Source organism: Burkholderia sp. AU45251 (assembly GCF_030482905.1).
GTDB lineage: Bacteria > Pseudomonadota > Gammaproteobacteria > Burkholderiales > Burkholderiaceae > Burkholderia > Burkholderia aenigmatica.
Genome location: NZ_JAUJQH010000001.1, coordinates 22608 through 42258, shown reverse-complemented (window position 1 = coordinate 42258; position 19651 = coordinate 22608). Strand labels below are relative to the sequence as shown.

Here is a 19651-nt window from a genome sequence, read left to right as displayed (position 1 = left end):
GGCCCCCTGTCCACGCCGCCATCTGATCCGCGCGTCCGAAACGAATCTGCCTTCGCCTAGCAACCACCGGATACTCTCCGCCGCGCCAAACCGCCCCCCCTCCACCCGCGTTCAGCGGGCACCCGGCCCATCCCGCGCATCAACAGCCTCTCCCCCGCAAGCCCCACCCAATCAAGGGCCGGAAGCAGATAGAAATTCCCGATGCCCCGGATTGAAACAAGCAATTTCACAAACTCAGGGTGAACCCGGATACTGGCAACACTCCACTCACCACTGAAGCAAAGGAATTCTCCAGATGCCGATCATCAACACCCAAATCAAGCCGTTCAAGGCAACCGCTTACCACAATGGCGATTTCGTGCCCGTCTCGGAAGAGAACTTCAAGGGCAAGTGGTCCGTCGTCGTGTTCTACCCGGCCGACTTCACGTTCGTCTGCCCGACCGAACTGGGCGACCTCGCCGACCGTTACGCGGAATTCCAGAAGCTGGGTGTCGAAATCTACGGCGTGTCGACCGACACGCACTTCACGCACAAGGCCTGGCACGACACGTCGGACACGATCGGCAAGATCAAGTACCCGATGATCGGCGACCCGACGCTCACGCTGTCGCGCAACTTCGACGTGCTGATCGAGGAAGAAGGGATGGCCCTGCGCGGCACGTTCGTGATCAACCCGGAAGGCGAGATCAAGCTGTGCGAAATCCACGACAACGGCATCGGCCGCGACGCAGGCGAACTGCTGCGCAAGGTGCAGGCTGCGCAATACATCGCGGCGCACCCGGGTGAAGTGTGCCCGGCCAAGTGGACGCCGGGTGCGGAAACGCTGACCCCGTCGCTCGACCTGATCGGCAAGATCTGACGATCGCTCCGCGCGCCTCGCTCGAGGCGCGCGAGACACACCAACACGGGCCGCTGCAGCATGCGGCCCGCGCCCTCCTCCGGCACGACGTGCCCGACCAGAATCATTAATACGGAATCCGAAACGCCATGCTCGACGCCAATCTCAAGAACCAACTCAAAGCGTACCTCGAAAAGATCACGCGCCCGATCGAACTCGTCGCCTCGCTCGACGACAGCGCGAAATCGCAGGAACTGCTGGCGCTGCTGAACGAGATTGCGTCGCTGACGGATCGCGTGACCGTGACCGAACGCCGCGACGACGCCGAGCGCAAGCCGTCGTTCTCGATCGGCGAGCCCGGCAAGCCGGCCGGCATCCGCTTCGCCGGCATCCCGATGGGCCACGAATTCACATCGCTCGTGCTCGCGCTGCTGCAGACGGGCGGCCACCCGATCAAGCTCGACGACGACGTGATCGAACAGATCCGCGCACTCGACGGCGACTACGCGTTCGAGACGTATTTCTCGCTGTCGTGCCAGAACTGCCCGGAGGTCGTGCAGGCGCTGAACGTGATGTCGCTGGTCAATCCGCGCATCCGTCACGTCGCGATCGACGGCGCGCTGTTCCAGAGCGAAGTCGAGTCGCGCCAGATCATGGCCGTGCCGACGATGTTCCTGAACGGCGCATCGTTCGGCCAGGGCCGCAGCAGCGTGAAGGAAATCCTCGCGAAACTCGACACGGGTGCGAGCGCACGTGCCGCGAAGTCGCTCGAGAACAAGCCGGTGTTCGATACGCTGATCGTCGGCGGCGGCCCGGCAGGTGCGGCGGCGGCGATCTACTCGGCGCGCAAGGGCATTGCGACGGGCGTCGTGGCCGAGCGCTTCGGCGGCCAGGTGCTCGACACGATGGCAATCGAGAACTTCGTGTCGGTGCAGGAAACCGAAGGGCCGAAGTTCGCGACCGCGCTCGAACAGCACGTGAAGCAGTACGACGTCGACATCATGGACGTGCAGCGCGCCGACGCGCTGATTCCGGGCGACGTGCACCAGATCCGCCTCGCGAATGGCGCGGTTCTGAAGGCGAAGACGATCGTCCTCGCGACCGGCGCACGCTGGCGCGAAATCAACGTGCCGGGCGAGCGCGAATACCGCAACCGCGGTGTCGCGTACTGCCCGCACTGCGACGGCCCGCTGTTCAAGGGCAAGCGTGTCGCGGTGGTCGGCGGCGGCAACTCGGGTGTCGAGGCCGCGATCGACCTCGCCGGCATCGTGAAGGCCGTCACGCTGATCGAATACGGCGCACAACTGCGCGCGGACGAAGTGCTGCAGCGCAAGCTGCGCAGCCTGCCGAACGTGACGATCGTCACGCAGGCGCAAACGATCGAGCTGACCGGCGACGGCAGCAAGCTGAACGGGCTCGTCTACAAGGATCTGCGCTCGGGCGACACGCAGCGCATCGATCTGGAAGGCGTGTTCGTGCAGATCGGCCTCGTGCCGAACACCGAATGGCTGAAGGGTACGGTCGAACTGTCGAAGCACGGCGAAATCGTCGTCGATGCGCGCGGCGCGACGTCGGTGCCGGGCGTGTTCGCGGCCGGCGACGTGACGACGGTGCCGTTCAAGCAGATCGTGATCGCGGTCGGTGAAGGCGCGAAGGCATCGCTCGGCGCGTTCGACCACCTGATCCGGCAGGACGTGGCGCCGGTTGCCGCCGCGCAACCGCAGGCCGAGGAAGCGGTCGCCGCGTAACGCGCGTCAGCCCATCGGCACAACAGTTTGTCTCTCTTGGCCCCGCATGCTTTGGTCGGCGTGCGGGGTCCTTTTTTGTGAATCCGTGACGGGCAGGGAACGACGGTTGAAGCAGCCTCCCCCTCTACACGGCCGACATCAACCTGACGATTTCCCGCCGAAGAAAGTTCGCGGCCGGACCGAGCCGCCGCCCCGCACGCGTGACCACGTAGCGATCGAAAGCGCGCGCAATGGGATGATCGAGCGGCACCGCGACGACCTGCCCTGCGGCGATCCTCTCCTGGGCCGCGGTACGCGTCATGAACGCAACACCGAGATTCTGTGCCGCAATCGCGACTGCCGTCGAAAACCGGTCGCAGCGGAACGCTGGAACGTACGTGCGCCCGATATCGGCCAGGATCGCATCGACGTGCGCCTGCAACCCGAACTCGGCGGGCATGAAGACAATGCGCTCGTTGACGAGCGCTTCCATCTTCACCGATTTGCGCGAAGCCATCGGATGGTTCACCGAGAAGATCGCGCAGATGGGCTCGCTCCGGAACAGGCGCGCGTTCAATGTCGGATCCGTCGTCGCGCCGATCGACACACAGACATCGACCTGGTCCTCCCGCGTCATCGACAGGAGTTGCGGAAGCGAGCCGGTGCGCAACTCCACGGTGATATCCGGATATTTCTCCAGGAACGGCTTGAGGACGATCGAGACCAGGCTCGCTACCGCCCCTTCGCCGACGGCGATCGTGACCTGCCCCCGCTTGAGGCCGCGATATTCGTCGAGTTGCGTGCGAAACCGGCGGGCGTTGCGCTCGCAGTCGCGAAAATAATCGACCGCCATCCGCCCCGCTTCCGTCAACGCCATTTCCCGGCCGCGACGCGTCACCAGCGATAGCCGAAGCTCACGCTCGGCGACGGCAACCTGCCGACTGATCGTCGATACGTTCACATCCAGACCCAGCGCTGCCTGGCGCATCCCACCGTACGTGGCGATCGCGGCCAGGTATTGCAGCGTGCGCTCCGAAAGACTCCATTCGACCGTATCCAACGCCGGCTCCCATGTTGCATTCAATGCAACATTCTCGCCGCGATCCGAGCAACTTTCCAGATCGATCTTCCCTGATACTGCGCCCCGGAGCCGGTCAGGGAATGCCACCAGCCGGCGTCGAACCAGAAAGGCCGAGTGGCCTGGCACTCGAGCACAACAACGGAGGAGCAACATGAACGACACCAGCCGGTCAGTCGACGGCGCGTGGCAACCACGCCCGCCAACCCGCGCGCGCAGCGGCAAGGAGCCGATCAGCCCCTATGTGCTGCTGTTCGTCATGCTGGTGGCCGCCACCATCGCGACCTGGATCGTGCCGTCCGGCGAGTTTGCCCGTACGGTCAGCAACGGCATCGGCTTCGTCGTGCCGAACAGCCTGAAACCGGTTGCCGGGCACGGCGTGATGCCGGGCGAGATGTTTGTCGCGCTGGCAAAGGGGATGATCTCGTCCGCGCCCATCATCTTTCTGATCCTGTTCACCGGCGGCGCACTGGCCGTACTCGAGTCGACCGGCGCCGTCCGCAGTGCACTCGCGCAGGTCAAGCCGGGAGCGCGCGCACATTGGTACGTCGCCATCATTTGCTGCATCTTTTCGCTGCTCGGCACACTCGGCGTGGTGACGAATTCGGTCGTCGCGTTCGTCCCGCTCGGGCTGCTGCTCGCAGAGTCGATGCAACTGCCGAAAGAAACCGGCGCCGGCATGATCTACCTGGGCACCTATGCCGGCTTCAACACGGGCATCCTCAATCCGGTCACAACCGGACTGTCGCAACGCCTGGCCGGGCTGCCAATGTTTTCCGGCATGACGTTCCGGGTAGGCGTGTATGTCGCGTTCGTGGCGGCCACGATCATTTTCCTCGTCGCCCGAATCCACGCCTGTCGAACGAATGACGCAGCGGCTTCCGATCCGGCGATCCCCGGGGCCCGCACCCTGCCGCCCTCGTCCGCGCAACGGTTCAACGCCCGGCAACTCGCTGTCATCGGCATCGTGGTCGTGTGCCTGGCGATCTTCGTTTACGGTTCGTCGACGCGCAACTGGGCCGAGATCGAAATGGTCGCGATGTTTCTCGTCATGGCCATCGCTGCCGGGATCGTGAGCGGCATGCGCCCGGGCGCGATCGCGGACACCTTCCTTCACGGCTGCGGCGGGCTCGTCAAGGGCGCGCTCGTGGTCGGTATGGCACGGGCCATCTCGATCGTGCTCGCCGACGGCAGGATCATGGACCCGATCGTCAACGCGCTTGCCGGCATGCTTGCACCGCTCGACGCCACGATGGCAGCGATCTGCATGTTCCTGAGCGCCGCGTTGATCCATGTCGGAATCTCGTCAGGGTCAGGCGAATCCGCGGTGCTCATCCCGATCTTCGCACCGCTCGGCGACACGCTGCACCTGACCCGACAGGTCACGGTACATGCCGTGCTGCTCGGCGAAGGCATCGTCAATTGCTTCAACCCGACTTCCGGCGTCCTGATGGCCGTACTCGCAACGTCCGGCATCTCCTACGTCAAGTGGGTGCGTTTCGTCACGCCGCTGCTGATTGCCTGGTTCGCCATCTGCGTCGTCGCCATTGCGACTGGCGTCGCCATACATTGGGGCCCCTTCTAGTCGTCCTCACTTTTCCTGGATCGCACATGCTTTTACCTGACCTCAGTTCCATTCCCGATCTGCAGCCGCTTGGCGATGACCTGCGCAAGCTCCGCTATACGCTGCATTGCTGCCCTGAACTGGCATTCGAGGAAGTGCAGACCGCCGAAATCGTGGCAACTCGCCTGAAGGAATATGGCTACACGGTCGCGACGGGCATCGCCGGTACCGGCGTGGTCGGCACGCTGCGGCTGGGTTCCGGCAAACGTCGCATCGGGATCCGCGCCGACATCGACGCGTTGCCGATCGACGAACGCAATACGTTCGATCACAAGAGCCGCCATCCGGGACGCATGCATGCATGCGGTCATGACGGCCATACCGCAATGTTGCTCGGCGCGGCCCGGCACCTTGCCCAACGCAGGCGATTCGACGGCACCGTACATCTGATCTTCCAGCCTGCCGAGGAGCGCGGCTTCGACAGCGGTGCCCGACGCATGGTCGAGCAAGGTCTTTTCACGCGTTTTCCGTGTGACGCGGTGTTCGCCATGCACAATCATCCGGGCGCGCCGGCCGGTACGTTCATGTTTCGCACCGGGCCTTTCATGGCCGCGGGAGACCGTGTCTTCGTGAAGATCATCGGCAAGGGCGGGCACGCCGCCCGCCCGCACCTGGCCAACGACCCGATCGTCGCGGCAGGCAGCATCGTGATGGCGTTGCAGACCATCGTGTCGCGCAACGTCGATCCGACGCAGTCCGCGGTCGTGACGATCGGAAAGATCGCGGGCGGATCGGCCCCGAACGTGATCCCGGGCGAAGTCGAGTTGAGCATCAGCGTCCGGTCGTTCGATGCGGATGTCCGGCGGATGCTGAAAGAAAGAATCACCGCGCTCGTGCACGCGCAGGCCGACAGTTACGGCCTCGGCGCCGTCGTCGATTATGTGGAAGGCTACCCGGTGGTGACGAACAGCGCGGCCGAAACCGAGCTTGCGATCAAAGTCGCGAAAGAACTGGTGGGCGACGCGCAAGTGACGGAACAGATGGCTCCGTTGATGGGCAGCGAGGACTTCGCCTACATGTTGCAGGCGTGCCCCGGCAGCTTCCTGCGGATTGGCAATGGACCGACCGACGGCGGGAATACGCTGCACAGCGCGACCTACGACTTCAACGATGAAAACCTGGTCGTCGGTTCCGCGTTCTGGTCCAGACTGGTCGAACGCTATCTACCTGTCGCATGAGCGATCGATGGCAGCCACGCCGGACTGCTCGCGTGGCGCCCATCGTCGCGCTTCGTTTCAACACGCACAGCCGACATCATTTCGTACCGGCAGCCACACCGCCGGCCGGCGTCTTGAAATTGCTCGACTCCCTGACCAGTTGCTCGGTCATCGCGGCAGCAACCGGATTCGAGCCCGACGACGAACTGCCCTGCCGATACGAACTGCTGCTCGACGACATTGACGACATCGACGGCGGCGGCAACGACGGGTCGAGCTTCGCCGATTCCCTGACGAGTGCGGCCGTCTCCGGCGTTTCGGATTTCGTTGCAGCGGGTGCTGCGGCCGCGTGGCGTTCGAGACCGTCACGCTTGCGCGGCGCGCGTTGCGTGACCTGCGCGGGTGCAGGCGCGGCCTGCTGCACAGCTTTGGCGGCCGGCGGCGGTGCCGGCGGGGTCGAATCCTGCGCATCGACGGTCACGACGTTGACCTTCGGCGGCGGTGCGCTCGGCTTCGTCACCGGCTGCGGTTTGTCGCTGACAACCGGCACGGCGGGAGCAGGTGCAGCACTGACGCGTGCCGTCGTGTCCGGCGCGGGTGCAGGTGTTGGCGGCACAACAGCCGCCTGCTTCGGCGCCGTCGCGGCGGCCGGGGCCGGCGGCGCGATGGTGCCCTGCACTGCGTGATCGTTGCTGGCAGGCGCCGTGGCAACGGGCGCGGCCGAATCGCCGATGCCGGCATCTTCGATCGCACGGTGGTCCGCGCGCAGGAGCATCACGTAGGCAGTGCCGGCTGCGGCTACCAGGAGCCCACCGGCGATCATCAAGGTCTTGCGGGTACTCGTCATGCTTGCTCACCGCTCATATCGACGTGAACAAGCCATCATACGCGGCGATCGGCCATCGATCCCGCATGAATACATTTGGTTGCATTGTGCCGGGAACAGGTCGGCGCGGTGTTCGTCAGACGTATCGCCGCCCCTGCTCCGGCACTGTCGAAACGCCGCCGTTACTCCGGAAACGGCAATTCGGTCTGCCCTTCCGCGCGCATGCCGAACGTGTTCAGCGTCATCGCGACGAGCGCGTAGTAGCCGAGCAATGCCACGAGATTCACGACGGTTTCGTGGCCGAAGCGTGCTTCCGCCCGCGCGAACGTCGCGTCGCTCACGCGCCGCGTGTCGTACAGCTCGCTCGCGAACGCATGGATCAGCGCATCGTCGTCCGACTCGAAGGCGGGTGCGACGCCGCGCCGGATCGCATCGGCCGTCGCAACCGGCACACCGGCGTCGAGTGCGATCGGATGGTGGATGTGCCACTCGGCCTGCGAGCGCCAGCGCGCGGCCGTCACGAGAATCGCGAGTTCCGACAGGCGCAGCGGCAGGCCCGTGCGATAGCGGCAGAACGCGCCGAGCTTCTGCGCGTGCTGAGCAAGCTCGGGGCTCGCGATCCAGCCGAGAAACGGCCCGTTCAGGTTGCCGCGCGGGCCGCTGAGAATGTCGGCCAGCACGGCCTTCTGCTCATCGGTGGCCGATGCGGGATCGAACGGAGGCAATCTGTTGGTCATGGCGAGGTCCGGAGAAGGTTCGACGAATCCGCTCACGCGCCGGCCGACGCGAGCGCCGCACCGATCGCGCCCGACAGCCGCTCGACGATCGTATCGATCTGCTGCGCGGTGCAAATGAAAGGCGGCGCGACCAGAACGTGATCGCCGTGCACGCCGTCGATCGTCCCGCCCATCGGATACACCATCAGGCCGCGCTGCATCGCTTCGCGCTTGACTGCCGCGTGCAGCTTCAGCGCCGGATCGAACGTCGCCTTGCTGTCGCGATCGCGCACGAGCTCGACGCCGACGAACAACCCGCGGCCGCGCACGTCGCCGATATGCGGATGCGCGCCGTAATGCTCGCGCAACGACGCGCGCAGTTGCTCACCGCGTGCCTTCACGTTGTCGAGCAGCTTCTCTTCGGCGATCACGCGCTGTACTTCGAGCGCGGCCGCGCAGGCGGTCGCATGGCCGAGGTACGTGTGGCCGTGCTGAAAAAAGCCCGAGCCGTCGACGATCGTCCGGTAGATGCGGTCGCTGACGAGCGTCGCGCCGATCGGCTGGTAGCCCGCGCCGAGCCCTTTCGCGATCGTCAGCAGATCGGGCGCGACGCCGTCTTCATCGCATGCGTACAAATAGCCCGTGCGCCCCATCCCCGACATGATCTCGTCGAGGATCAGCAGCACGCCGTACTTGTCGCACACCGCGCGAATCTTCTTCAGGTACGTGCGCACCGGCGGCACCGCGCCGGCCGTTGCGCCCACCACCGTCTCCGCGACGAACGCCGCGACGTTATCCGCGCCGAGTTCGACGATCTTCTGCTCGAGCTCGTCCGCGAGACGCTGCGCATACGCTTCGTCGGTTTCGCCGGCCTGCTGGTCACGGTACGCGAAGCACGGGCTCACGTGGTGCGCTTCGATCAGCAGCGGCAGGAACGGCTCACGCCGCCACGCATTGCCGCCGATCGCGAGCGCGCCGAGCGTGTTGCCGTGATAGCTCTGGCGCCGCGCGATGAAATGGCGGCGCTGCGGCTCGCCCTTCTCGACGAAATACTGGCGCGCGAGCTTCAGCGCGGCCTCGACCGCCTCGGAGCCGCCCGACACGAAATACACGTGTTCGAGGCCGGCCGGCGCGGCGTCGACGAGCCGGTCGGCCAGCTCCTCGGCCACGTCGGTCGTGAAGAACGACGTATGCGCATACGCCAGTTGCTGCGCCTGCCGCTTGATCGCATCAATCACGCGCTGGTTGCTGTGGCCAAGACACGAAACGGCCGCACCGCCGCAGGCGTCGATATAGCGTTTGCCGGTCGAGTCGATGATCTCGATGCCGTCGCCTGCGACGGCAACGGGCAAGGTGGCGCGCGGAGCGCGATGGAAAACGGTCGTCATGCGTTGCCTCATGGATCAGGATGCGTCGTGCGCGCGTCCGGACGGCACGATGCGCGTCGCGAAACACTGCGCGCCCTGTTGGTGAATGGTGAAATCGATCGATGCCGCGCCGATCGCGAACACGGCCGTGGCCAGCGTGTTCTCGTCGTCGGGGTCGGACGGATCGTCGCGATAGATCGGCAGCCCTTCCGGTGCGCGATCGCCGAGCACGCGCAGCAGCGCGGCTTCATCGATTGCGTCGATGGCGGGCGTCAGCGCATCGACGCGGCGCTGGCGGTCGGCCGACGATTGCGTGACGATCTGCGCTTCCGCGTCGCAGCCGGGATGCACGAGATGGTTCGCATGCCCCGCGAGCCGCGCGACGTCGATCACCGAACAGCGCGCGACGCTCGCCTCGATGCTCAGCAGCCGTGCATCGCCGGTCGCGCCCAGCGTGTGATGAAAGCCGCTTGCACGCGCATGACCGCGCAGCACGCCGGCCGCCGCGTCGAGCGACGTCGCATCGAGCACGGCGCGCGCGAGGATCATGCGCGGCACGCCCGCTGCCGGCGTGCGGATCCGCAGGTTGTTGATTGCCTGCGCGATGCCCGCGCGGTTCGCGGCAAAGGTATGGCCCGGCAGCGAGCCGGGGTAATAGAAGCTGACGAAGCCCGGCTTGCCCGCCGGTTGCACGTCGACGAGCAGGCAGCGCTCGCGCAGGTACGGATCGCCGTCCTCGTTGTGCGCGATCCAGCGCGTGCCATTCGCGTCGCGCGCGGCAAGCGTCGTGCAACCGTCCGGCGCGTTGTGGATCAGCTCGCCGCGACAGTTCCACAGAAAGATGTCCTCGGCCGGCCAGCCGATACCGGCCGCGATCCCGTCCAGCTCCGCGACGAGATCGGGATACGCGGCCAGCGCGGCCTGCCGCAGCGCAGCGACGAACGGATGGCCGCGCCAGCGGCGCACGGCCTGCCACGCGCTGCTCTGCTGCATGCAGGCATCGAACACGGGACGGGCGAGCTCGCCGAGGCGCACGCCGATGTCGAACGGCGCGCCGGCGATGACGGGGGAAAGGGAAAGCGGCATGTCGGGCGAAAGGGTCGAATTCCGGTGGCATGTAGCGTGCGCCCGGCTGGCGCGGCCCGTCAAATGATGCCGGGCCGCCCGCCACCGGGCTCGCGCAACACGCGATGAAGAATTAGACAATCACACAACATATGTTGTCAATAGCCGTACGCTGACAACACGGGTTGAAGCAGCGTTCGCCGGCCGCTCACGCCGCGACCCCGCTCGCCTGATGCGAAACGAGCCGCGCATACGCGCCCTGCCGTGCCATCAGGTCCGCATGCCGGCCGGCCTCGATCACGCTGCCGTGCGCCATCACGAGGATCAGGTCGGCATTGCGCACGGTCGACAGCCGGTGCGCGATGATGATCGACGTGCGTTGCGTCATCAGGTCTTCCAGCGCCGCGCGGATCTGCTGCTCGCTGATCGTGTCCAGATGGGACGTCGCTTCGTCGAGGATCAGCACGGGCGCATCCTTCAGGAACGCGCGCGCAATCGCGACACGCTGACGCTGGCCGCCCGACAACTGCACGCCACGTTCGCCGACGCGCGTCGCGAGCCCGTCCGGCAGCCGCGCGACGAAGTCGCCGAGCGCCGCATGGTCGATCGCGCGCTGCACGTCCGCGTCGGACGCGTCGTTCGCGGCAAGCCGGATGTTCGCTTCGAGCGTGTCGTTGAACAGGTAGGTATCCTGCGCAACCAGCGCGATGTGCTGCCGCAAGTCATCGAGCCGCAAGTCGCGCAGATCGACGCCGCCGAGCGTCACGCGGCCATGCTGCGGATCCCAGAAGCGCAGCAGCAGACTCGCGACCGTCGACTTGCCGGCGCCCGACGCACCGACCAGCGCGACCGTGCTGCCCGGCGGCACCTCGAAGCTCACGCGGTCGATCGCGGGCACGCTGCGGCCCGGGTACGTAAAGGACGTGGCTTCGAAACGCACCGCCGGATTGGCCGGCATCGCCTCCGCGCCGTCCGTCACCGGCACGGGCTCCTTCCCCAGCGCACGCAGGCGGCGCGTCGACGCGATCGTGTCGGCAAGCTGGCGCGCGACCTGGCCGATTTCGGCCACCGGCATGAAGGCGGCCACCGCAATCAGCACCAGCAGCGGCAACGACTCGCGCGGAAACCAGCCGCGCGCGCACAGCAGCGCGCCGAGCGCGGCGACGGCCAGCCCGCCGAGCCCGCTCGCGACTTCCAGTGCGGCACTCTGCGTCGAAAGGTCGTCGAGCAGCTTTGCGCGCTGCTTCCGGTACGCATCGACTTCGGCCACGAACGCTGCGCGACGGCGCGTGACGGCCTGGAACGCGGTCAGCTCCGCGAGCCCCTGGATCGTTTCGGTCAGGTGCGCGCCGAGCTGGCCGAGCGCTTCGCGCGCGCCGGTGCCGAGCCGGTCGACGTCGCTTCGCGCCAGCACCGGCGCGAGCCCGGCCCACAACAGGAACGGCAGCAGCACGAGCGCGAGCGGCCACGCGACCGACGCGAGCAGCACCAGCACGGCGGCCGGCACGAGCACCGCGACGAACGCGGGCGCCAGCGTATGCGCATAGAAGTACTCGACCGTCTCGACGTCCTGCGTCGCGAGCGACACGAGATCGCCGGAACGGCGGCGCAGCAGCCCGGCCGGCGCGAGGCGTTCGAGTGTCGCGAACAGCGCGATGCGCATTTCCGCGAGCAGCCGGTACGCCATGTCGTGCGCGAGCCACGATTCGAGCCAGTGCAGCACGGCCGCCACCGGCGCGATCACGAGCAGCGCAGTAACGAGCGTCGGGTTCACGTGGCCGCCCGGTACCGCGCCGACCACCAGCGCGCCGATCACGCCAACGCCGATGAACGCGAGCACACGCCCGATCCCGAACAGCACCGTCAGCACGACCTTGCCCGTCCACGGACGCACGAAGCGCAGCAGCGTCTGCAGGGTTTCCGGCCAGCCGATCTCCGCCGCATCGTCGTTCAGTGGCCGCACCTGCGGGCCCGACGACGCGCGCGCGGTCGCGCCGGCCGTCGTTGCCGTGCCGGCCGATTCGATGGCCGCTTCCAGTTGCGGCCCCATCAACCGGCGATACGGGCCATCGCGCGCGATCAGCGCCGCGTGCGTGCCCTCGTCGACTACCTGCCCCTGGTCGAGCACCAGGATGCGGTCGGCGCCGATCACGCTGGACAGCCGGTGCGCGAGCACGAGCGTGGTCCGCCCGCGCGTGAGCCGATCGAGCGCCTGCTGGATCAGCGCTTCGTTTTCCGCGTCGACCGAAGACAGCGCCTCGTCCAGCAGCAGGATCGGCGCATCGCGCAGCAGCGCGCGGGCAATCGCTAGGCGCTGGCGCTGGCCGCCCGACAGCATGAGCCCGCGTTCGCCGATGCGCGTCGCGTAGCCATCGGGCAGCGCCGAGATGAAATCGTGCGCGTTGGCCGCGCGCGCGGCGGCGATCATGTCCGCGTCGCTCGCGTCGGGGCGGCCGAGCCGCAGGTTGTCGGCCACGCTGCCGTCGAACAGCGTCGCATCCTGCGCGACAACCGCGATCATCTCGCGTACCTGGCCGGCATCGAGCGTGCGCACGTCGTGGCCGCCAATGCGGATCGCGCCGCCCTGCGCGTCGTGCTGACGCAGCAGCAGGCGCACGATGGTCGACTTGCCCGCGCCGCTCGGCCCGACGATCGCCACCGTCTCGCCTTCACGAACCGAGAAGCTCAGCGCCGCATGCGCGTCCGCGCGGCGCCCCGGATACGCGAAGCTGACGGCGTCGAACGCGATCTCCGGCCGCAGGCCCGTCACACGCGGCGCGTCGTTGGCCGGTGCATGGCTATCCGCTTCGAGCAGCGCGTGAATCGCATTCGCCGCCGACTGACCGATCATCCCCTGGTGCAACACGGAACGCAGGTCGCGCAGCGGCCGGAAGATTTCGCTGCCGGCCATCAGCACGATCAGCAGCGCCTCGAGGCTCATGTCGCCGTGCCGCACGCGCCACGCGCCGACCGCGATCGCGGCGGCCGCGCCGAGGCCGGTGCCGAGATCGGTGAAGAGCCGCGTCAGCAGGCCGAGCGCGAGCACCCAGAACGTGCTGTCGGACAGCGCACGCGCCTTCGCGGCCAGCTTCGCGCCGAACGCCGTGCCTTGCCCGAACGCCTTCAGCGTCGGCAGGCCTTGCACCGCGTCGAGAAATTCCTCGCCGAATGCCTTGAAGGCGGCCGAGCGTGCGAGCGCCGCGCGCTTGTCGGCGCGATGCACGAGTTGCGGCAGCGCGAGCGTGACGAGCGCCGCGACCAGCAGGATCGCGGCCGTCGGCACGTCCCACCAGGCGAGCACCGCGAAGATCATCACCGGCGCGCAGGCGGCGATCACGAGTTGCGGCAAATAGGTGCCGAAAAAGGTCTGCAACTGCTCGACGCCGTCGACGACGGCCAGCATCACGCCGCCCGTGCGTTCGCCGCTGAACCAGGCGGGGCCGAGCGCGGCGATCCGGTCGAACAGCCGCGCGCGCAGCGTGGCCTGCACGCGCCCGGCCGTGTGCTGTGCGAGCATCGTGCGGCGATGGTCGAGCCATGCGCGCAGCAGCACGCAGGCCGCCGTTGCAACGACGGCTTCGCCGATGCTGCGCGCCGGCGCGCCGGAAAAGACCAGCGCCAGCACGCGGCCGAGAAACACGAAGCGCAGGATCCCGACACCCATCGCGAGCAGCCCGAGCGCGACGGCCGCGGCGACCCGCCAGCGCAGTCCCGCCATCATTGCCCATAGTCGTCGGTCGAAATACATGAAGCCCTCCGGTAGTGTCCGATGATGTTTTTTCTTGACCGGATCGAGGCTACCCGCGCCACCCGTGCGCGGCAAAAGATGATTTTTCAACGGGTGTTGAGTCAACTACAATACCCCGCATGTCGCACCTCCCTCCCCTCAGCGCATTGCGGGCTTTCGAGGCGGCCGTCCGCCTCGGCGGGTTTGCGCGCGCGGCCGTCGAGCTGAACGTGTCGACGAGCGCGGTCAGCCACCAGATCCGCGCGCTCGAGGAATCGCTCGGCGCACGGCTGCTCGAACGCAGTACGGGGCTCGGCGGCATCAGTCTCACGCCGGCCGGCGCGCGCCTGTTGCCAGCCGTCAGCGATGCGCTGTCGCGCCTGACCGACGCCTGCGCCGAGATTCGCGGCACCGCGCAACGGCTGACGGTATCCGCCAACGCGTCGTTTTCGTCGATGTGGCTTGCGCGCCGCCTCGCGGAATTCTCGTCGAGCCATCCGGAAACGCCGCTGCACGCCGTCGCGCTCGACGACGAACCCGATTTCTCGCGCCACGGCGTCGATCTGGCGATCGTGAACGTGCCGGCGCATCGCCTGAAAACCGACGACGACGTGCTGCTGCAGGAAACCGTATTCCCGGTCTGCAGCCCGGAGCTGCATCCGTTCGCGTCGGGGAACGTGTGCCGCTGCCGGCTGCTGCAGGAGATGAACGAATACACGCCCGAGATCGACTGGCGCAACTGGTCGGCGGAATTCGGCCTGCCGGGCGACTTCGAAACGAAGATCGTCCGCTACAGCAGTTTCAGCCAGGTGATCGGCGCGGCCGTCGGCGGGGCGGGCATCGCGCTCGGCCGCACGCCGCTGATCGAACCGGAGCTGCGGAGCGGGCGTCTCGTGCCGCTGCGGCCGGGCCTCGAACGCGCCGCGTCGTGGCGCTTCGTGCTGCGCCGCAATCCATCGACACGGCACCGGCTGCTCGATCCGCTGATCGCCTTCCTGCACCGCGAAGCAGCAGAAGAAGCAGACGCCGCGCCGTTCGCCGGCACGATCGTTGCGCCCGCATCGAACGACCGTCTCGTGCGCGGCACGGGTGGCGCGACCGGCAAGTAACGCGCCGGCCGCGCCGGCACACGCGGCTTACGGCGCAGCGAAGAACAACGCGACCACGCACGCCATCCCGCCAAACCACACGAGCGAACGCAGCGACGCCCAGTTCAGCAGGTACATCAGCGTATAGACGATCCGGATCGCGACGAACGCCATCGCAAGCTGGTCGACGCGATGCACGTTCGCGCCGTTGTGCCACGCCACCACCAGCGCGGCCGTGAACAGCGCGAGCGCTTCCCATGCGTTCTGGTGCGCGGCCTGCGCGCGGGCGCGCCAGCCTTCGAGTTTCGCCAGATAGTCGCGCGGCACGCGGTTGTCGTAGCCCTTGCGGGCCTTCGCGAGAAACGTCATCGGGAACGGCAACAGCGCCACGATGAACAGGCACAGCTGGGACGTCGTCATCAACAGTCTCCTCCTTTATAATTACATTGATCAATGACAAGATCGCCGAGAGCTTAGCATCGCGCCACGCTGTTCGCGTACCGGTTTTCTAGACGGGAGACTCGGCTGCAAGGCCCGCCGACCGCCGCAGCCAGCGCGGTCAGACACCAAAATTTCCACCAAATCGTCGAAAAAAAAGTTAATTAAAACTGGTCGAACACCAATAATATAGCGCTCAACACTGGCTCGGCGCGTTGTCGCGCCAGCCTGCCGAACCCGCGCCGCCACGCGCGCCGAACGACATCCGACCCGAGACATCGCCATGCCCCGTCCCATCGTCGCCCATATCCGCCCTGACGCCATCCGCCACAACCTCGACTTCATCCGCCGCACCGCCGCGCAATCGCGCGTGTGGGGCGTGGTCAAGGCCGATGCCTACGGCCACGGCATCGAACGGATCTACGCGGGCCTCGCCGCCGCCGACGGCATCGCGCTGCTCGATCTCGACGAAGCCGTGCGCGTGCGCGAGCTCGGCTGGGACAAGCCCGTGCTGCTGCTCGAAGGGATTTTCGAGCCGGCCGACGTCGAGCTGGCCGATCGTCACCGGCTGACGGTGGCCGTGCACTGCGACGAGCAGCTCGACCTGCTGATCGCCGCCAAGCCGCAACAGCCGATCGACATCCAGCTCAAGATGAACTCCGGGATGAACCGGCTCGGCTACCGCCCGGCCGCTTTCCGTGCGGCGTGGGAGCGCGCGGCGAGCGCGCCGTCGATCGGCAAGATCACGCTGATGATGCATTTCGCGAACGCCGACGAAGGCGAAGTCGACTGGCAGCTCGACCAGTTCGATGCGACCACCGCGGGGATTCCGGGCGAGCGCTCGACGTCGAACTCGGCAGCCGTGCTGTGGCATCCGCGCGCGCACCGCGACTGGGTGCGGCCCGGCACGATCCTGTACGGTGCATCGCCGACGGGTGCGGCACGGGATATCGCCGATACGCCGCTGATGGCCGCGATGACGCTGACGAGCAAGATCATCGGCGTGCAGACGCTGTCGCCGGAAGAAACCGTCGGCTACGGCCGCCGCTTCACGGCCGACCGGCCGATGCGGATCGGCGTCGTCGCGTGCGGCTATGCGGACGGCTATCCGCGCCACGCACCGACCGGCACGCCGATCGCGGTGGACGGCGTGCTGACGCGCGTCATCGGCCGCGTGTCGATGGACATGCTGACCGTCGACCTGACGCCGTGCCCGAACGCGGGCATCGGGTCGAGCGTCGAACTGTGGGGCGACCAGGTGAAGGTGGATGACGTGGCGGAAGCCAGCGGCACGATCGGCTACGAGCTGATGTGCGCGCTCGCGCGCCGCGTGCCGGTCGTGATCGTGCCGCCGGGTGCGTCGAGCGAACAGCCGACGCTGCGCACCGGAAGCTACGGGCGCTAACCGGCGTCGAGGCGGCGGCGCACTATCGCGTCGCCTTGTGTTCCGCTGGATTGGCGGGCCGCCGCGGGCGGCCCGTTTGCGTTGCGGCGGGCGGAAACGGCGTGGATGACGGCCCTGCCGTTCCGTTCAACGCCCCCTGCGACAACGCACTACGAACGCCACGTGGGCTTCCGTTTCTCGAGAAACGCGTCGATCCCTTCGCCCGCATCCTCTTCCATCATGTTGCGCGCCATCACGTCGCCCGCATACGCATAGGCTTCGTCGAGCGACAACTCGCGCTGGCGATAGAACATCTGCTTGCCAACCCTCACCGCGGCCGGACTCTTCGCGACGATCTCGGCGACCTTGCGTGCGACGGCCGCGTCGAGCGCGTCCTCGGGCACGGCCTCGTTGACGAGCCCCCACGCGGCAGCCGTCGCCGCATCGACGAAGCGCCCAGTCACGAGCATGTCGAACGCGCGTTTCGCCGTGACGTTGCGGCTCAATGCAACGGCCGGCGTCGAACAGAACAGCCCGACGTTGATGCCCGATACCGCGAAGCGCGCGGTATCGGCCGCGATCGCCAGGTCGCACGCGGCGACGAGCTGGCAGCCGGCCGCCGTCGCAATGCCGTGCACGCGCGCGATCACCGGCACCGGCAACGCGCGCATCGCGAGCATCACGCGGCTGCACTGCGCGAACAGCGCGCGGTAGTAGTCGAGTTCGGGCTTGCTGCGCATCTGCCGCAGGTCGTGGCCCGCGCAGAACGCCTTGCCTTCGGCGGCCAGCACGACGCAGCGCAGGTGCGGATCGGCCGCCAGCGTGTCGAACGCATCGTGCAGGCTGGCGAGCATCGCCTCGGACAATGCGTTGAACTGCTGCGGACGGTTCAACCGCAGCGTGACGACGCCGTCGTGCGCGTCGCGCAGCAGGATCGGCTCGGCAGTCTCTTGATCGGATTCCATGATGTTCCGCTCGTTGGGGTTCGGCACGATTCGATGCGGCGCAAACGCGCGGCGTTGATGCACGCACGTTCACGGCACCGTGGTGATGAAATGGTCCTCCACATTCCGTGTGGCGTCCAGTCACGTGCCACTCGCCTTGCCGGCCGTCCGCGCGGCAAAGGCGGCGATCGCATAGGCGACACAACCGACCGCGGCGATCGCCCACAGCGCCTCGGTCAGATCCGGCAACAGTATCGTCGCGGCGCCTGCGATGGCCACGCCGAGCAGGCTGCCAGCCTGTCTCGCCGCATTGAGAAATCCTGACGCGACGCCCGCCGCGTCCGCGGGCACCTGTTCGAGCACGGTCGCGATCATCGGCGCCACCGACAGCGCGGTTCCCGTGCCGAATGCGGCCATGACCGCCCAGACCACCGGCCACGGCGCGCGCAGCGTGAGCGCGATCGCAATCGCAGGGATCGCCAGCGCCGCCACCCCAAGGCCGTTCGCCATCAACCGGACCGGGCGGACGCGGCCATGCAGCTTTCCCGACAACAGGTTGCCCAGCGACAAACTCAGCGCGAACGGCAACAGCGTCAGCCCCGTCTGCCGAGCACTCATGCCGAAGCGTCCGTGCAGATACAGGCTCAGTACGAACAGCAAGCCGAAGTAGCCGACATAGACGAGACTGCCCATCAGGTTCATCGCGACGAAGATGGGATTGCGAAACCACGCCAGCGGCACCATCGGATTGCGCGCACGCCGCTCGACGATGATCAGCACGACCGATGCGAGCCCGGCGACCAGCAACGCGCCCCAGACGTCCGCAGCGCCAGCGCCGCGCGTCGGCAATTCGATCACGGCAAAACACAGTGCGCCGAGCGCCGTCGCACCGACACCCTGGCCGGCCCAATCGAAGTGGCGCACATGCTGCGCGACCGATGCCCGAACGAGTGCCGCCGCCCCGGCAAAAGCGACCGCACCGGTCGGTACGTTGATCAGGAATGCACTGCGCCAGCCGAAATCGTCGACGAGGATGCCGCCCAGCACCGGCCCCACGGCGACGGCGACCGACGCGATGCCCGCCCAAACCGCAATCGCCCGCGCCCGCTCGGCGGGCACGTCGAAGGTGCTGCGCACGACCGCGAGCGACGCGGGCAGGAAGAGCGCGGCGCCGATGCCCTGCACGAAGCGCGCAGCCACGAGGATGGCCACGGACGCCGCGACGCCGCACGCCGCCGATGCGCCGACGAACAGCGCCAGCCCCGCGAGATACACGCGCTTCGCGCCGAACCGGTCGGACAGCGCACCGCCCGCGAGAATCAGCGCGGCGAAGCTGAGCGTATACGCGTCGACGATCCACGCGAGTTCGGCGACCGTCGCGCCGAGGCTCGTCCGCATCGCGGGCAGCGCCACGTTGACGATCGTCGAATCGAGGACCGCCATGAACATGCCGATCGCGACAAGCGCCAGCGTGAAGCGCTGCTCGCGCGCCGTGGGGCGATACGCGGCCGTCATCGGCACGGGGACGGATACAGGATTGCAATCGGACATGAAACCTCCAGACGGATGCCGGAAGTCTAGAAACGGAACGCGATGCAGAAAAGTGGTAATTTCGCATTTACCTGATGCAGATTTGCATCACCCTCCCCGCACACCGCCCCGCCCGATGACA

The 19651-nt window shown here is 67.2% G+C and carries 15 protein-coding genes; 6 read left to right on the top strand and 9 right to left on the bottom strand.

The window, feature by feature from the left end:
* Positions 1 to 295: 295 nt before the first annotated feature.
* Positions 296 to 859: an alkyl hydroperoxide reductase subunit C gene (gene ahpC / locus QZM67_RS00185; RefSeq protein WP_006488685.1), complete on the top strand. Its 564-nt coding sequence runs from the start codon at positions 296 to 298 to the stop codon at positions 857 to 859.
* A 128-nt stretch (positions 860 to 987) separates the two neighbouring features.
* On the top strand, positions 988 to 2586 hold the full coding sequence (gene ahpF / locus QZM67_RS00180) for an alkyl hydroperoxide reductase subunit F (protein ID WP_301800154.1): 1599 nt from the start codon (positions 988 to 990) through the stop codon (positions 2584 to 2586).
* A gap of 124 nt (positions 2587 to 2710) precedes the next feature.
* On the opposite strand, the gene QZM67_RS00175 is transcribed toward ahpF, so the two are convergent.
* On the bottom strand, positions 2711 to 3625 hold the full coding sequence (locus QZM67_RS00175; RefSeq protein ID WP_175023908.1) for a LysR family transcriptional regulator: 915 nt from the start codon (positions 3623 to 3625) through the stop codon (positions 2711 to 2713).
* A gap of 172 nt (positions 3626 to 3797) precedes the next feature.
* On the opposite strand from QZM67_RS00175, the gene QZM67_RS00170 reads away from it, so the two are divergent.
* Positions 3798 to 5228, top strand: a complete 1431-nt coding sequence (locus QZM67_RS00170; protein ID WP_301800152.1) for a YfcC family protein — start codon at positions 3798 to 3800, stop codon at positions 5226 to 5228.
* Between the two features lie 26 nt (positions 5229 to 5254).
* Entirely contained in the window at positions 5255 to 6445 is a 1191-nt protein-coding gene (locus QZM67_RS00165; RefSeq protein ID WP_301801380.1) for a M20 aminoacylase family protein, read from the top strand.
* A 76-nt stretch (positions 6446 to 6521) separates the two neighbouring features.
* Here QZM67_RS00165 and QZM67_RS00160 read toward each other — a convergent pair whose 3' ends face one another.
* The 5 genes from QZM67_RS00160 to QZM67_RS00140 all read right to left on the bottom strand — a co-directional run bounded on the left by QZM67_RS00160 (position 6522) and on the right by QZM67_RS00140 (position 14146).
* Positions 6522 to 7271 carry an extensin gene (locus QZM67_RS00160; RefSeq protein ID WP_301800151.1) on the bottom strand — a complete coding sequence of 250 codons (750 nt, stop codon included), beginning with the start codon at positions 7269 to 7271 and terminating at the stop codon, positions 6522 to 6524.
* A 161-nt stretch (positions 7272 to 7432) separates the two neighbouring features.
* Positions 7433 to 7987, bottom strand: coding sequence for a carboxymuconolactone decarboxylase family protein (locus QZM67_RS00155; protein WP_301800149.1), 555 nt, complete (start codon positions 7985 to 7987; stop codon positions 7433 to 7435).
* A 32-nt stretch (positions 7988 to 8019) separates the two neighbouring features.
* A complete protein-coding gene (locus QZM67_RS00150) occupies positions 8020 to 9354 on the bottom strand; it encodes an aspartate aminotransferase family protein (RefSeq protein WP_301800148.1) in 1335 nt (444 codons plus the stop codon).
* A gap of 15 nt (positions 9355 to 9369) precedes the next feature.
* Positions 9370 to 10419 carry a C45 family peptidase gene (locus QZM67_RS00145; protein ID WP_301800146.1) on the bottom strand — a complete coding sequence of 350 codons (1050 nt, stop codon included), beginning with the start codon at positions 10417 to 10419 and terminating at the stop codon, positions 9370 to 9372.
* Between the two features lie 187 nt (positions 10420 to 10606).
* Entirely contained in the window at positions 10607 to 14146 is a 3540-nt protein-coding gene (locus QZM67_RS00140; protein WP_301800144.1) for an ABC transporter ATP-binding protein, read from the bottom strand.
* Positions 14147 to 14265: 119 nt separating this feature from the next.
* Between QZM67_RS00140 and QZM67_RS00135 the strand changes: the two genes are divergently transcribed.
* Positions 14266 to 15234 (top strand): LysR family transcriptional regulator, encoded by a 969-nt coding sequence (locus QZM67_RS00135; protein WP_175023914.1) that lies wholly within the window; start codon positions 14266 to 14268, stop codon positions 15232 to 15234.
* A gap of 27 nt (positions 15235 to 15261) precedes the next feature.
* On the opposite strand, the gene QZM67_RS00130 is transcribed toward QZM67_RS00135, so the two are convergent.
* Positions 15262 to 15633 (bottom strand): MAPEG family protein, encoded by a 372-nt coding sequence (locus QZM67_RS00130; RefSeq protein ID WP_043179313.1) that lies wholly within the window; start codon positions 15631 to 15633, stop codon positions 15262 to 15264.
* A 301-nt stretch (positions 15634 to 15934) separates the two neighbouring features.
* On the opposite strand from QZM67_RS00130, the gene alr reads away from it, so the two are divergent.
* A complete protein-coding gene (alr, locus tag QZM67_RS00125; protein WP_301800142.1) occupies positions 15935 to 17056 on the top strand; it encodes an alanine racemase in 1122 nt (373 codons plus the stop codon).
* 149 nt (positions 17057 to 17205) lie between these two features.
* Here alr and QZM67_RS00120 read toward each other — a convergent pair whose 3' ends face one another.
* Positions 17206 to 18000, bottom strand: a complete 795-nt coding sequence (locus tag QZM67_RS00120) for an enoyl-CoA hydratase (protein WP_301800141.1) — start codon at positions 17998 to 18000, stop codon at positions 17206 to 17208.
* 120 nt (positions 18001 to 18120) lie between these two features.
* Positions 18121 to 19530, bottom strand: coding sequence for an MFS transporter (locus QZM67_RS00115; protein ID WP_301800140.1), 1410 nt, complete (start codon positions 19528 to 19530; stop codon positions 18121 to 18123).
* Positions 19531 to 19651: the final 121 nt, after the last annotated feature.